This is a genomic window from Curtobacterium sp. NPDC089991, assembly GCF_044748425.1.
In the GTDB taxonomy this organism is placed as follows: domain Bacteria; phylum Actinomycetota; class Actinomycetes; order Actinomycetales; family Microbacteriaceae; genus Curtobacterium.
In genome coordinates this window covers 267754-281801 of the sequence record NZ_JBIVGB010000003.1, presented here as the reverse complement: position 1 = coordinate 281801, position 14048 = coordinate 267754, and the positions used below count along the sequence as shown (strand labels likewise).

At 70.2% G+C, this 14048-nt stretch carries 11 protein-coding genes and 1 tRNA gene; 4 read left to right on the top strand and 8 right to left on the bottom strand.

Annotated elements, in window-relative coordinates; genetic code table 11:
- Positions 1 to 33 precede the first annotated feature (33 nt).
- The 3 genes from ACIPV1_RS10655 to ACIPV1_RS10645 all read left to right on the top strand — a co-directional run bounded on the left by ACIPV1_RS10655 (position 34) and on the right by ACIPV1_RS10645 (position 2047).
- The gene (locus ACIPV1_RS10655) at positions 34 to 858 is read left to right on the top strand and encodes an ABC transporter permease (RefSeq protein ID WP_395875334.1); all 825 of its coding nucleotides are present in this window, start codon (positions 34 to 36) and stop codon (positions 856 to 858) included.
- Positions 858 to 1628 carry an ABC transporter ATP-binding protein gene (locus ACIPV1_RS10650; protein WP_123938938.1) on the top strand — a complete coding sequence of 257 codons (771 nt, stop codon included), beginning with the start codon at positions 858 to 860 and terminating at the stop codon, positions 1626 to 1628. The genes ACIPV1_RS10655 and ACIPV1_RS10650 overlap by 1 nt, the downstream gene beginning before the upstream one ends.
- A 116-nt stretch (positions 1629 to 1744) precedes the next feature.
- A complete protein-coding gene (locus ACIPV1_RS10645; RefSeq protein WP_111085009.1) occupies positions 1745 to 2047 on the top strand; it encodes a hypothetical protein in 303 nt (100 codons plus the stop codon).
- A gap of 17 nt (positions 2048 to 2064) precedes the next feature.
- On the opposite strand, the gene ACIPV1_RS10640 is transcribed toward ACIPV1_RS10645, so the two are convergent.
- From ACIPV1_RS10640 to ACIPV1_RS10620, 5 genes are all read right to left on the bottom strand, one after another.
- The gene (locus ACIPV1_RS10640) at positions 2065 to 3297 is read right to left on the bottom strand and encodes a CDP-glycerol glycerophosphotransferase family protein (protein ID WP_123938939.1); all 1233 of its coding nucleotides are present in this window, start codon (positions 3295 to 3297) and stop codon (positions 2065 to 2067) included.
- A gap of 42 nt (positions 3298 to 3339) precedes the next feature.
- Complete coding sequence (locus ACIPV1_RS10635) at positions 3340 to 4248, bottom strand: glycosyltransferase family 2 protein (protein WP_123939023.1); 909 nt, start codon at positions 4246 to 4248, stop codon at positions 3340 to 3342.
- Between the two features lie 56 nt (positions 4249 to 4304).
- Entirely contained in the window at positions 4305 to 5126 is an 822-nt protein-coding gene (locus ACIPV1_RS10630) for a CDP-alcohol phosphatidyltransferase family protein (RefSeq protein WP_123294078.1), read from the bottom strand.
- Between the two features lie 4 nt (positions 5127 to 5130).
- Positions 5131 to 6174 carry a glycosyltransferase family 2 protein gene (locus ACIPV1_RS10625; RefSeq protein ID WP_123294079.1) on the bottom strand — a complete coding sequence of 348 codons (1044 nt, stop codon included), beginning with the start codon at positions 6172 to 6174 and terminating at the stop codon, positions 5131 to 5133.
- A 183-nt stretch (positions 6175 to 6357) separates the two neighbouring features.
- Positions 6358 to 8388: a S1C family serine protease gene (locus ACIPV1_RS10620; protein ID WP_260155050.1), complete on the bottom strand. Its 2031-nt coding sequence runs from the start codon at positions 8386 to 8388 to the stop codon at positions 6358 to 6360.
- A 191-nt stretch (positions 8389 to 8579) separates the two neighbouring features.
- Here ACIPV1_RS10620 and ACIPV1_RS10615 point away from each other — a divergent pair, with 191 nt between their 5' ends.
- Entirely contained in the window at positions 8580 to 9782 is a 1203-nt protein-coding gene (locus ACIPV1_RS10615) for an aminotransferase class I/II-fold pyridoxal phosphate-dependent enzyme (protein WP_402726335.1), read from the top strand.
- Between the two features lie 54 nt (positions 9783 to 9836).
- Here the strand turns inward: ACIPV1_RS10615 and ACIPV1_RS10610 are convergent, their stop codons facing one another.
- From ACIPV1_RS10610 to ACIPV1_RS10600, 3 genes are all read right to left on the bottom strand, one after another.
- Positions 9837 to 10706 (bottom strand): carbon-nitrogen hydrolase family protein, encoded by an 870-nt coding sequence (locus ACIPV1_RS10610; RefSeq protein ID WP_402726334.1) that lies wholly within the window; start codon positions 10704 to 10706, stop codon positions 9837 to 9839.
- A gap of 100 nt (positions 10707 to 10806) precedes the next feature.
- Positions 10807 to 10883, bottom strand: a tRNA-Met gene (locus tag ACIPV1_RS10605).
- A 63-nt stretch (positions 10884 to 10946) separates the two neighbouring features.
- Complete coding sequence (locus tag ACIPV1_RS10600) at positions 10947 to 13916, bottom strand: UPF0182 family protein (protein WP_173169512.1); 2970 nt, start codon at positions 13914 to 13916, stop codon at positions 10947 to 10949.
- Positions 13917 to 14048: the final 132 nt, after the last annotated feature.

The window sequence follows — 14048 nt, the reverse complement described above, 5'->3', positions numbered from 1 at the left end:
GACCCCTTCGGCGGTTCCGCCCGAAGGGAAACCGTGACCACAGCGAGCGCGCCGACCGTGCCCGCGGCTGCCGCACCAGCGGCGACCCGGAGCGCCGGTCGGCGCTATCGTCATGCCCTCTGGCTGCTGACCGTCCGCGACCTCCGGGTCCGGTACTCGACGTCGGCGCTCGGGTACGTCTGGTCGATCCTCGACCCGCTCGTGATGTCGGCGATCTACTGGTTCGTCTTCACCCAGGTGTTCCACCGCGGTTCGGTCGGTGAAGACCCGTACATCGTCTTCCTGCTCTCCGCGCTGCTGCCGTGGATGTGGTTCACCGGGGGCGTCTCGGACTCCACGCGGGCGTTCATCAAGGAGTCGAAGCTCATCCGCTCGACGACGATCCCCCGCACCATCTGGGTCGCGCGGATCGACGCGTCGAAGGGCATCGAGTTCCTGCTGAGCCTGCCGGTGCTGGCGGCGTTCGCGATCGCGACGGGTGCGCACCTGCACTGGCAGGTCGTCTTCTTCCCGCTGGCGATCGTGCTGCAGTGCGCGCTGGTGTACGGCCTCGGCCTGATCGTCGCGCCGCTCGTCGTCTTCTTCCGCGACCTCGAGCGGGCGACCAAGCTCGTCCTGCGCTTCCTGTTCTACGCATCGCCGATCATCTACGGCACGCACGCGCTGCCCGACGCCCTGCGCCCCATCGCCGCGGTCAACCCGCTCACCGGCATCTTCGGGATGTACCGCGCCGCGTTCTTCCCGAGCCAGCTCGACTGGCTCGAGGTCGGGGCGTCGGTGGTCATCACGGGCATCGTCCTGGTCATCGGCTTCGCGGTGTTCCGACGCAGCGAGCACCGCGTGCTGAAGGAGCTGTGATGACCGCCACCGACCAGACCCGACGTACCGAGACCGTCGCGCCGGTGATCTCCGTGCGCGACGCCGGCATCTGCTTCAAGCGCAACCGACGGGCGAGCCGCAACTTCAAGGACCTCTTCGCCGGACGCGGCCGCCGCAAGCGTGCCGACGAGTTCTGGGCGCTCCGCAACGTGTCGTTCGACGTCCGTCCGGGCGAGGCGATCGGCGTCGTCGGTCGGAACGGTCAGGGCAAGTCCACGCTCCTGAAGCTCGTGGCGCAGGTGATGCTGCCGGACGAGGGCCGGATCGACGTCGGGGCCGGCGTCGCGCCGCTCATCGAGATCACCGGTGGGTTCGTCGGCGACCTGTCCGTCCGCGACAACGTCTACCTGACCGCCGGCCTGCACGGCATGTCGCGCGCCGAGATCCGTGCCGCCTTCGACGAGATCATCGACTTCGCCGAGATCGCGGACTTCGTCGACACCCCGTACAAGCACCTGTCGAGCGGCATGAAGGTGCGCATCGCGTTCGCGGTGATCTCGCGGCTCGACGAGCCCGTCATCCTGGTGGACGAGGTCCTCGCCGTCGGCGACAAGGCCTTCCGCGAGAAGTGCTACAGGCGGATCGAGGAGCTCCTCGCCGGCGGTCGGACGCTCTTCTTCGTGTCCCACAGCGACAAGGACCTGCGCCGGTTCTGCGACCGCGGTCTGTACCTCGACAAGGGCCGACTGCAGCTCGACGGCACCATCGAGGAAGCGCTGGCGCAGTACTCCGCCGACTACGGCGTCTGACCGGTCGGGTACTCCCCCTCCACAGCCAGGGCACCACGGTGCCCCCTCCACAGCGACGGGTTCCCGGGTGCTGCGCCGGGGCCCCACCGTCGGACCCTCCCCCTAACGTTCCCCCCATGCACCACCCCGCACCCGCGTACGCCGTCCCGTTCACCATCGACCGCTCGCAGGCCCCGCGCCGGTACGACCTCGTCAACACCGGGGACGAACCGGTCGACGGCCTGACCCTCACCCACCTCGGCAACGGCTACAGCCCGCCGCTGGCGGTGCACCGGCTCGAACCGGGTCGACGTCTGTCCGTCGCCGTGTTCGGCGCGGATCCGCAGGACACCGGCGTCGTGATCGTCCGCTGGCGCCGTCCGGACCGCTCCGAGTACGTGTGGCGGATGTCACTGGTCGGTCAGGGGCTGCACCCGTGACCGTGTCCGGACGGGGCTCAGCGTTCGCCGCGCTCGGCAGCGACGGTGCGCCAGCGCTCCAGCAGCCACTCGACGGCGGCGTGGAACCGGGCCGTTGCGGCACCGGGCGTGGTGTCGCCGAAGTAGCGCGCCACCCACTGCTGCAGCTTGGCGAGCTCGGCGGCGTCCCCCACGGCGGCGTCGATCCGCGCGAGCACCGACGGCGCGTCGGCCGCGGTCAGCCAGTTGGCGTCGCTCAGGTAGCCGCGTTCGTCCACATCGGCCTCCGGCGACACCGGGCGGGTCACGATCAGGGGCTTCCCGACCGCCAGGCGGTCGTAGATCATCGCGCTGATGTCGGTGATCGCCACGTCTGCGTCGGCCAGCTGCCAGCCGAGCTCGCCGCCCTCGTCGTGGACGTGGTGCGCGGTGGGGTCGGCCGCGTTCGCCGCCGTGATCGCCGCGACGATCCGCTCGTGTGCCGTTCGGTACGCCGGGTCGAGCACGCCGCTCCGCGGGTGCGGGCGGTACACCAGGCGGTGGCGGGGCGACGCGAGCACCTGCTCGGCGATGGTGGTGCCGTGGGACGCGATCGAGCCGTACGCCGCGGCGCCGCGGTCGCCCTCCCACGTCGGTGCGTACAGCACGACGGTCCGGTCGTCGGCGGGGTACGGTGCCGCGCCGGCGAAGTGGTCGGCCTGCGGGCGGCCGATCGCGATGGTCCTGGCGTCGAGGTCGTAGTCCCACAGCGCCTCGGCGAGCCGACCTCGCGCGGCGTCCCCGGCGATCAACGCGTAGTCGTACGCCTTGAACTGGTTCGTCGTCATGTACATCTTGTCGCTCTCGCCGTGGTTGACGAAGACGTGCCACATGCGCCCGTACCGCATCATCTGGAAGTTGCGGGCGTTCTGGTTGACGTACAGCACCACCTTCGGCGCCTGGGTCTCGACGAACTGCTCCAGGTCGACGACCTGACGGGCGTACACGGCGGGGACCGGCGACTCGTCGATGAGCGTGGTCATCGTGCCCGGACTGCGCGCGATGATCGCGACCGGGTGCGTCTTCGCCAGTTCGGCCAGCGGCGCGTACCACTGGCGCACCTGGTACATGTTCACGGGGCCGTCGGCGAAGTACACCGCGATCTCGATCGTGCCGGGCGCCGGCGCCGCGACCGACGGCAGGCGACGGGCGAGCTCCCGGCGGCTCCGGCGCGAGGCGAGCAGGCGCTGGGCCAGGCGCACGGCGGTCCGCACGTCACTGGTGATCGGCATGGACTGTCTCCCGTTCTGCGGTGGCGATGGGGTTCGGAGTGGTCAGACGACGGGCGGGCGCCCGGCGAGCGTCATCCGGGCGACGGTCAGCCAGCTCATCGGTCGGGTCGGCCCGCAGTCGGTGGTCCGTCCTTCGCGGATGCCGGCGAACCACGTCGTCAGGCGTCGCGGGTGTCGCCACCAGCGTGCGACCTGGATCGCGGCCCACGAGCCGACGTAGAGCGGCCGGAGCGGTGCCGGCAGGTTTCGTCGGGCCAGCCAGACGCGGTTGCGGGCGTTCAGGCGGTAGTACTCCGTGTGCCGCGCCGGGTCGATGGCCGGGTGGTGTGCGACCAGGTCGCCGGCGTACCAGGCACGTCGACCGGCGTCCCACACGCGCCACGCGAGTTCGATGCCCTCGTGCGCGTAGAAGTACTCCGCTCCCCAGCCCCCGACGACCCGGTACACGTCCATCGGCAGCACGACGGCACCCTCCCACACCGAGAACACCGGCGACGAGTGGTCCGGCTCGCCCTTGCGGATGCGTGGGACCCAGCGCCGCGGGTTGGCGGCGCCGGTCGGGTCGACCACGCGGGGCTGGAGCAGTCCGAGCGAGGGGTCGCGTTCGAAGCGGCCGACGGCGTCCTGCAGGAACGTCACCGAGGGGATCGAGGCGTCGTCGTCCAGGAAGAACACGTAGTCCCCCTCGACGACCTCGGCACCGGCGTTGCGGCCGGCCGGGATCCCGAGGTTCTCCGGCAGCGCGAGCGTCCGCACCCCGTCCGGCAGGCCGGTCGGCTCCCAGCCGTTGCCGACGCAGACCACGTCGAGTTCGACGCCCTGCTGTGCGAGCACGCTGTCGAGCCCGCGGCGCAGGTCGTCGGGCCGCGTGCCCTGGGACAGGCTCACGACGGCGACGCGGGGTCGCTGCGGGTGCGCGACCGCGTGGCGACGAACGGTGCTCGGGGTCACCGCGTCATCGGCCGCCGCGTCGTCGCTGACCGCGTCGTCGGGCACCGCGTCGTCGGTCACGCCTTGACCCGCTTGGACGCGATGATCGCCAGGAAGTGTCCGACGGTCGCCAGCACGGCCAGCGGCAGCAGCGCCCCGACCAGGATCCGGCTGGCGAGCGTGTCGCCGATCGCCAGTCCGATGAGCGCGAACAGGAACGCGAGCATGCTCAGCTCGACCGAGTGGTACAGGCGGTGGAACGGCAGGAAGCGGGCCAGGCGGCGGAGCGAGGCGAGCTTCCGGCCGGACGGCGCGGTCGAGGCGTCGCGTCGGTCGACGAGCTTGTCGAGCCCCGCGTTCGCCCGGGCGACGTGCACCATGTCGTTGAGGGCCTTGTTCAGCACGATGACCAGACCGAGCGCGCAGCCGATCGTGGTCCACATCCAGTCGGCGCCGTGGATCGGCCAGGTGGCGGCTCGGATGCCCAGCGCGACCGGGATCAGTCCCTCGGTCGTGTAGTGCCCGACCTTGTCCAGGAACACCCCGGCGGGCGAGCGGGTGCCACGCCACCGTGCGACCTCGCCGTCGCAGCAGTCCACGAGCATCTGCAGCTGTCCGAGCACCAGGGCGAGCGCTGCGCCCCAGATGCCGGGGATGAGCAGGGCCGCGGCGATGCTCCACCCGACCAGGATCATCAGGCCGGTCACCTGGTTGGCGCTGACGCGGGTCTTCAGCAGCACCCAGGTCAGGTACGGCGAGACGTCGCGCAGGTACAGCGACGCCGTCCAGTGCTCGGCGTTGGCGCGGGCGCGGACCTCGTCCGGCTGGGCGACGGCCCGCAGCTCGGCGATCGACGTCGGGCGTGCGGATCCGCGGCCGTGGGTGGCGGGGTCGGTCATGGGGTCACCGTCCGGTGTGGGTGGTCAGCTCGGAGGTGCGGGTGAGGAACCCGATGATGAAACCGAGCCCCCATCCCACGTGGATGCAGGGCAGCACCACGAGCAGCCAGAGGAAGGTCGCCACCCCGGACCGGCGCGCGACGGCGACCGACCCGAGGACGACGAAGAGCAGGTACACGGCGGGCACGGCGAACCCGAGGAGCGCCCAGGCGACCGGGCTGCCGAGGGCTGCGCCGACGACACCGACGACGCCGGCGAGGATCCCGACGGCCATGGCGGCGACCATCGCGGGCGGCACGAAGTACCGCAGGCCGTTGTTCGCGGGGAACCGACGGGCGAGCTCGCCTCGCCACAACCCGGTGGCGACGAACTGCCGCACCAGGCGCTTCAGGCTCGGTCGCGGGCGGTAGGTGACGACCAGCTCGGGCGTGAACCACACCGTGCCGCCGGTCTGGCGCAGGCGTCGGTTCAGTTCCCAGTCCTGGCCGCGCTTGATGCCCTCGTCGAACAGGCCGACCTCGAACAGGCGGTCGCGGCGGAAGACGCCGAGGTACGCGGTCTCGGCCGGGCCGGCGGTCCCACCGACGTGGTGCGGGGTGCCGCCGAGTCCGACGCGGCTGCCGTACGCCAACGCGACGGCCCGCTCGAACGGGCTGCGGCCCTCGGCGCGCATGATGCCGCCGACGTTGTCCGCACCGGACTCGAGCAGGGTGCGGACGGCGATGCGCGTGTAGTCCGGGGGCAGCACCGAGTGCGCGTCGACGCGGACCACCACGGGGTGCACCGACGCCGTGATCGCGACGTTCAGGCCGGCCGGCGTGGACCCGACCGGGTTGTCGATCGCCCGGATACGTGGGTCGGCCGCGCTCATCTCGGCCACGAGCTCGTTCGTGCCGTCGATCGAGGGGCCGAGCGCGAGGATGACCTCGAACACGCCGGTGTAGTCCTGGTCGAGCAGGCTGGCGACCGCAGCGCGGACCTCGGTGACCTCGTTGAGCACGGGCATCACGTACGAGACGCCCGGCAGGGGCTGTCCGTCTGTCTGCATGCGTACCTCGGGGTGCTGGCTGGGTGCACGGGACGCACCGGGGCGGTGCCGCCCCGCAGAGCGACCATGAGCCTATCAAGACCCGAACCCGGAACCTGCGGGGCGCCCGCGACGCGACCCGCAGACGGACGGGAGGCCCGGCGCACGTCGTGCACCGGGCCTCCCGTCCTGTCCGTGGTGGCGTCAGCCCTTGCTGTCGTACGTGCCCAGGGTCACGTCCGCCTCGCGGGACTGCCCGTTCCGGAGGTAGCTGATCGTCGTCGACGCACCGCCCGCGAAGTACCGGACCTGTGCCGTCAGGTCGGTGGCGTCCGAGACGGTCGCCGAACCGATCTTCGTGACGACGTCACCCTTCTGCAGACCGGCCTTCGCCGCCGCACCGCCGGACGAGACCGACTTGATGAGCGCACCCATCTGGGTCGCGCTCGCGTTCTCCGAGGCGTCGCCGACCGTGGCACCGAGCAGGCCGTGCGTGGCCGAGCCCTTGTCCTTGATCTCGTTCGCGACGCGCTTCACCAGGTTCGACGGGATCGAGAAGCCCACGCCGATGCTGCCGGCCGCCGAGTCCGACGACGACGAGCTGCCGGCCGAGGCGATGGCCACGTTGATGCCGATCAGCTTGCCCTTCGCGTCGAGCAGGGCGCCACCGGAGTTGCCCGGGTTGATCGACGCGTCGGTCTGGATGACGGGCAGCGAGACCGTGGTGTTCGCGGACGAGCTGCTGCCGTTGTCGCCGTTCCCCCAGAAGTCGAACGGGCCGCTGCCGCCGTTGCCGCCCTCGTTCGAGTCGCCGCCCTCGCTGGGAGCGCTCGACGTGACCTGGATGCTGCGGTTCAAGGTCGAGACGATGCCGTCCGTGACCGTGTTCGACAGGCCCAGGGGCGCACCGATCGCGACCGCGGTGTCACCGACGTTGAGCTTCGTGGAATCGGCGAACTCCATCGGCTTGAGGTCGGTCGCGTCGATCTTGATGACCGCGAGGTCGACCGTCGGGTCGGTGCCGATGAGCTTGCCCTCGTAGATCTTGCCGTTCGAGGTCGTCACGGTGATCGAACCGTTCGAGCTGTCGCCGTCGAGCGTCACCACGTGGGTGTTCGTGACGATGTAGCCGTCCTTGCTCATCACGACGCCCGAACCGGTGCCGGCCTCGTTGCTGGACGACACGTTGATCGTCACGACCGACGGCGTCGCCTGAGCAGCGACCGCGGTGACGACGGTCGCGGAGTCGTAGTCGTTGACCGTGAGGTTGCCGCCCTGCGACGAACCGGACGACGTGACGGTGCCGCCCTGCGACGACCCGGCGAGCCACCCGGCGCCGCCGCCGACCAGACCCGCGACGACCAGTCCGGCGATGATCGGCAGGACGAGCTTGCTGCGGCCCGAGCGGGTGGTGGTCGTCGTGGCCGCTGCACCCGCTGTTCCGTCAGCGAAGTAGTGGCCGTTGCGCTGGTTCGCGCCGTCCACGTCGCCGAAGGCGCTCGTGGCGGACTGCGGTGCCTGCGCCGACGCCGTCGCGTACTCCGACGAGGACGCGGGGGCAGCGGCGGAGGCCGGCTGGGCGTACTCGCCGTACCGCGGCTGGCCCGCGGTCGGCTGCTGGCCGTACTGCGGCTGCTGGGCCTGGCCGTACTGGCCCTGCTGGCCGTACTGCGACTGCTGACCGTACTGGGACTGCTGGTTCGGCTGATTCTGGCCGTACTGGGACTGCTGGTTCTGGCCGTACTGGGACTGCTGGCTCTGGCCGTACTGGGACTGCTGGCCGTACGGGCTCTGCTGGGCCTGGCCGTACTGCGGCTGCTGGTTCTGGCCGTACTGGCTCTGCTGGGCTTGCCCGTACTGGCTCGTCTGGTCTGCGGCGGGCTGCTGGCCGTACTGGGACGCCTGCCCGTACGGGGAGGTCTGCTGGCCGTACCCGGCCGGCTGCTGGCCGGCATCGCGCTGCTGGTCGCCCGAGAGCGTCGGGTACGGAGCCGTGTAGCGGTCCGTGGGGTGGTCGGTCGCCGACGGGATCACGTCGGTGTGGTCGGCGCTCGTGGCGTCGTCGGACCGCTCGGCGCTCTCGGGCTGCTCGGCGTCGTTGAACTGCTCGGAGTCGTTCGGCATCGACGTGTTCCCCTTCGTGGCCGCTGCGGCGGCGTCCTCACTGGCGGCAGGCGATGCCGCATCGTCCGGACGGCGGTCGTCGCCCTGCCCGTTGGGCGTGGTGTCGGTCATGCTGGACGTGCTCCTTTCAAGCTCGTGCAGTCTGTCGCAACCACCTGAGCGGTGCTTCTGGCGACGCTGGAAGCATCCTCTGCCGATCTTATGCGTGGGCTGTGGGTCCGTCCCCGGATCGCCGTCGGACGGCCAGCTAGGTTGGGGTCCGTTCAGCGCGACACGTCGTCGCCGTCACCGGAGGGAACCACATGCGGCAGGCAGGACCCTGGTTGCGAGCAGCCGAGGGAGCGATGCTCCTGGGACCCGACGGCGTCCCCGCGCCCACCGTCTTCGCCGAGATGAGCGCCCTCGCCGCGAGCACCGGCGCGATCAACCTCGGGCAGGGCTTCCCCGACCAGGACGGCCCCGCCGAGGTGCTCGAAGCCGCGGTCCGCGCCATCCGGGACGGCGTCAACCAGTACCCGCCCGGACGCGGGACGGTCGACCTCCGCACCGCCGTGGCCGAACACCAGCAGCGGTGGTACGGCCTCGAGGTCGACCCTGACCGGCAGGTCCTGGTCACCGCCGGCGCCACCGAAGCCCTCGCCGCGACGCTCCTCGCCCTGGTCGAACCGGGCGACGAGGTCATCACGTTCGAACCGTTCTACGACGCCTACGGTGCGCTCGTCCGGCTCGCCGGCGGCACCCACGTCACCGTGCCCCTCACTGCTCCGGACTTCCTGCCGGACGAGGACACCCTGCGCGCGGCGTTCACCGACCGCACTCGCGTCGTGCTCGTCAACACGCCGCACAACCCGACCGGCCGGGTCCTGCCCGACGAGGTCCTGCGCACGATCGTGGAACTCGCGACACGGTACGACGCCCTCATCGTCACCGACGAGGTCTACGAGCACCTGACGTTCACCGTCCCGCACACGCCAATCGCGACACTGCCCGGAGCCGCCGAGCGGACGGTCTCGATCTCGAGCGCCGGCAAGACCTTCAGCACCACCGGTTGGAAGATCGGTTGGCTCACCGCTCCCCCGACGCTCGTCGACGCGATCACGACGGTGAAGCAGTACCTGACCTTCGTCAACGGCGCACCGTTCCAGCCGGCCGTCGCCGTCGGACTGCGGTTGCCCGACGCCGTCTTCACCGGGATCGCCGCCGAACTCGCCGCCAAGCACGAACTGCTCGCCTCGGGGCTCCGGTCAGCGGGCTTCGACGTCATGCGGCCGGACGGCGGGTACTTCGTGATCGCCGACACCGCGCCGCTCGGGTACGACGACGCCAGGGCCTTCTGCCTCGAGCTGCCCGCCCTGGCCGGGGTCGTCGGCGTGCCGGTGTCGGCCTTCGTCCGGCCGGACCACGCCGCGGGCTACCGGTCCCTCGTGCGCTTCGCGTTCTGCAAGCGGCGTTCCGTTCTCGAGGAGGCCGCCGGCCGCCTGGCAAGCCTCCACGCGCCGTCCTGAGCCCGATCCCGCCACCGGCGCAGTCGCGACCACGGATCGGACGGGACCTGCCGGTCAGGGGCGAGCCGTGCCTCCAGGCCGGGCGCGCAGCGCGACGTCGTACCGGCGGAGTGCCAGCGACGGGTTGACCTGCCGGACCGCCTCGGTCACAGCGGTGTCGACGGTCGCGACGAGCGTGCCGGGCGCAGAGCCGGCCGACGCCACGGCGACACCGGAGGGGTCCAGCACCACCGAGGCGCCGATGCCGATCGGGGGCGTCTGGCCGACACCGACGACCCAGACGGTGTTCTCGATCGCCCGCGCGGTGAGCAGGGTCCGCCAGTGGTGCTCCTTGCCGGGGCCGCGCACCCACTCGGCCGGCAGCACGACGACGTCGGCCGCACCGTGCTCGGGCGCTGCCAGCCGCCGGGTGACCTCGGGGAAGCGCAGGTCGTAACAGGTCTCGAGCCCGATCCGGAGGCCCGCGAACTCGAAGACCGGCAGCTGCTCCGGGTCGCCGGACTCGATGCGGTCCGACTCCCGCGACCCGAAGGCGTCGTAGAGGTGCACCTTCCGGTACGTCGCAGCGAGCTCGCCGGTGGGGAGCACTGCCACCAGGGTGTTGCGGAAGCGCGTGGGGCCTGCCGGGGTCGCTGCGTCGGACGTTGATACGTCGGTCGTCTCGGCGATCCCGACGACGAGCGCGAGTCCGGTGTCGCGGGCGATGTCCTGCAGCCCTGACACGAAGGGGCCGTCGAGCGGCTGCGCTGCGGCGACGAACCGGTCGTCGATGTCGGCGGTGAAGTACGACGAGTACTCCGGCGTGACGAGCAGGGCCGCTCCCCGCGCCGCTGCGTCGGCTGCCGCGGTCCGGACGGTCTCGAGGTTGGCCACCGGGTCGTCCACGGGAGCGAACTGCGCGGCGGCGATCGTGAGGGTGCCCATCCGCCGAGCGTACCGGCGCACTGCGGAGCGTTCCGGCGTGGAGGAGCCCGGGAACGAGGAAAGCCCCGGTCCTTTCGGACCGGGGCTTTCGTGTGACGCTTGGTTGCGGGGGCAGGATTTGAACCTACGACCTCTGGGTTATGAGCCCAGCGAGCTACCGAACTGCTCCACCCCGCGGCACATTGAATAGCCTACACACGGTCGTGGCGGGGCACAAATCGTGTGCCCCGCCACGGCGTGTCAGCTGCCGTCTTCGGCTGCGGTCGCGGCCTCGATCGCCTCTTGCAGGCGCTTGTCGGCCTCGGCTGCAGCGACCAGGTCGTTGTCGGCGTAGGCCTGCTGACGGTCCTGCAGGGCGTCGTTCGCGTCGGACAGCGCCTGCTGCAGTGCGTCGTTGTCCGTGGTGCCCGAGCCGGTCGAGCCACCGGTCGACCCGGAGCCCGAGTCGGAACCGGAGTCGGACGAGCCCGACCCGGACGAACCGGAGTCGCTCCCCGAACCACTGGCATCGGAGTCTCCGGCAGCAGCACCCGAGTCACCGCCGAACAGCGAGTTGAGCGCCTCGTCGAGGGTGTCCTCGAACGCGATCTTGTCGCCGAACGCGACGAGCACCTTCTGCAGCAGCGGGTACGAACCGCTCGACGTCGACTGCACGTACACGGGCTGCACGTACAGGAAGCCGCCGCCGACCGGAAGGGTGAGCAGGTTGCCCTGCTTCACCGTCGAGTTGCCGCGCTTCAGGATGTTCAGCTCCTGCGACACCGTGGTGTCCGAGTTGAACAGGTTCTGCACCTGCGCCGGGCCCGGGATGTTGTCGGTCTTCGGCATCGTCAACAACGTGAGCTTGCCGTAGCCCGACGCCTTCTTGCCCTTGCCCGCACCTCCCGCGTCGGAGTCGGCGGCCAGGTAGCCGGTCAGCACGTTGCGGTTGTTCGCACCGGCGGACTGCTGGGGGATGTAGGTCGTGTACAGGTTGTACGCGGTCTCCTGCCCCGGCACCTTCATCGTCAGGTAGTACGGATCCTGCAGGTTCGCCTTGCTCGCGGTCGTCGTCGTCTGCGCGCCCAGGGCGTTGGTGGTCGTCGACGTGTCGGCGGCGCTCGCATCCGTGTCGGTCGACCCCGTGGTGGTGGGCTCCTGTGGTGTGTTCCACGCGTCGTCACCCGAGTAGAACGAGTTCGCGTTCGTCACGTGGTAGGTGCCGAGGATCGACCGCTGCACCTTGAACAGGTCCGTCGGGTAGCGGACGTGGTCCAGCAGCTCGGCGCTCATGCTCGACACCGACTTGACCGACGTCGGGAAGATCTTCTCCCACGTCTTCAGCACCGGGTCCTTGGTGTCCCACGCGTAGAGGGTCACCTTGCCCGTGTAGGCGTCGACCGTGGCCTTCACCGAGTTGCGGATGTAGTTGACCTGGTCGGTGCGGTACGCCGAGGACTCCGAACCGGCGATGCTGTCCGACAGGCTCTGGCTCTGCGAGTACGGGTAGGCGTCGCTCGTCGTGTAGCCGTCGACGACCCACTGGATGCGGTGGTCGACGATCGCCGGGTAGGCGTCGCTGTCGACCGTCAGGTACGGCGCGACCTTCTGGACACGCGTGATCGGGTCGCGGTCGTAGAGGATCTGCGAGTCCTTGTTGACCGCGTCCGACAGCAGGACCTGCTCCGACTGGAACTTCGCCGCGTAGACGAGTCGGTTGAAGAAGTTGCCCACACTCGGTCCGCCGTCGCCGGAGTACGTCGTGGTGGCGTTGCCGCCGTTGTCGTCGTCGGATCCGGACGGGTAGTCGAGCTCGACGTCCTTCGAACCCTTCGGCGCGCCGACGATCGAGTACGCCGGCGAGGTCTCGCCGAAGTACACGCGCTGCTGGAAGTCACCCAGCGCACCGTTCGAGGGGATGCCCGACTCGAGGAAGACCGGCTTGCCGTCGCTCGCGCGCTGGTTGCCGAAGGCCGCGGTCACGCCGTAGCCGTGGGTGTACACGAACGCCCGGTTGTACTGGGTGTTCGCGGCCGAGCTCAGACCGTCGAGGTCGATGTCGCGCACCGCGATGACGGTGTCCTCGGTCTCGCCCTTGACGTCGTACCGGTCGACGTCGAGCTCGTCCGGGAACTGGTAGTACTGCCGGTACTGCTGCAGCTGACTGAAGGTGTCGGAGACGATCTTCGGGTCGATGAGGCGGATGTTCGCCGTCGTCTGGGCGTCCTGCGCGAGGGCGCCGGAGCTGGCCTCGGTCGTGGCGTCGTAGTTCTGTTCCTTGACGTCGGAGACACCGTAGGCGTCCCGCGTGGCCTTGATGTTCCGCTCGATGTACGCGGACTCGTAGGTACGCTCCGAGGGCTTGACCTGCAGGCGCTGGACGATCCAGGGGTAGATGCCCCCGATGACGATCGCGGCGACGAGCAGCAGGCCGGTGCCGACGATCGAGATGCGCCAGCGGCCGATCACCGCGGTGACGATGAACAGGATCGCGACGATCGCCGCGATGCCCGCCATGATCTCGCGACCCGGGATGACCGCGTTGACCTCGGTGTACTGGGCACCGGTGATGAGCGAGTTCGACTTGGTGAGCGCCGCGTACTGGTCGAGCCACAGGCTGACGGCCTGCAGCGCGATGTAGAGCGCAGCGGTGACGGCGAGCTGGATGCGCGCGGCACGGGAGATCCGGACTTCACGTCCCCCGAAGCGCAGCGCGCCGTACAGGTAGCAGGCGGCCAGGGCGGCGAGCCCCGCGATCAGCACCACGGCCGACGAGTACGCCACGATCGAGCGCCAGAACGGCAGCTCGAAGACGTAGAAGCCGATGTCCAGGCCGAACTGCGGGTCCGTCTTGCCGAACGGGGTCCGGTTGAAGTACTCGAGCACCATGCTCCAGCGCCCCGAGGTCGACAGCCCGGCGAAGATGCCGAGCACCACCGGGATGCCGATCATGACGGCGCGGCGCAGCGGTTCGATGACCTGCTGGTACCGGTCCAGCTGCGAGTTGAGCTTCGCGTAGACCGGGCGGTACCGGAAGGCCAGTCCGATGCTCAGGAAGACCGGGATCGCCATTCCCAGGAAGCCCGCGAGGAACATCAGGGTCCCTGCGATCCACCGCGTCGTGAGGACCTGCTGGAACCCGAGCTGCGCGAACCACGCGTAGTCGGTGTACAGGCTGGCGAAGATGAAGAAGCCGATCACCAGTGCGGCCAGCACGATGATCGTGACCACGATCGGGACCCGCGGCGAACGCCGCCCCGAGGTGGACGAGGTTGTCGTCACTTGATGTGCTCCAGACGTGTCGGACCGGCGGGCCCGGCTCGCGGCGGGCCGTCAGTGCACTGATCCTATTGGACCGGGCGG

What these genes read in the sequence shown, in the direction of transcription:
- ACIPV1_RS10610 (WP_402726334.1), bottom strand. Translation starts at nt 10,706, where the DNA reads ATGGGCACCCTCACGATCGCCGCCGCGCAGTTCGCTCCCGTGGACGAC.
- ACIPV1_RS10630 (WP_123294078.1), bottom strand. Translation starts at nt 5,126, where the DNA reads ATGACCGACCCCGCCACCCACGGCCGCGGATCCGCACGCCCGACGTCG.
- ACIPV1_RS10650 (WP_123938938.1), top strand. Translation starts at nt 858, where the DNA reads ATGACCGCCACCGACCAGACCCGACGTACCGAGACCGTCGCGCCGGTG.
- ACIPV1_RS10615 (WP_402726335.1), top strand. Translation starts at nt 8,580, where the DNA reads ATGCGGCAGGCAGGACCCTGGTTGCGAGCAGCCGAGGGAGCGATGCTC.
- ACIPV1_RS10640 (WP_123938939.1), bottom strand. Translation starts at nt 3,297, where the DNA reads ATGCCGATCACCAGTGACGTGCGGACCGCCGTGCGCCTGGCCCAGCGC.
- ACIPV1_RS10620 (WP_260155050.1), bottom strand. Translation starts at nt 8,388, where the DNA reads ATGACCGACACCACGCCCAACGGGCAGGGCGACGACCGCCGTCCGGAC.
- ACIPV1_RS10625 (WP_123294079.1), bottom strand. Translation starts at nt 6,174, where the DNA reads ATGCAGACAGACGGACAGCCCCTGCCGGGCGTCTCGTACGTGATGCCC.
- ACIPV1_RS10645 (WP_111085009.1), top strand. Translation starts at nt 1,745, where the DNA reads ATGCACCACCCCGCACCCGCGTACGCCGTCCCGTTCACCATCGACCGC.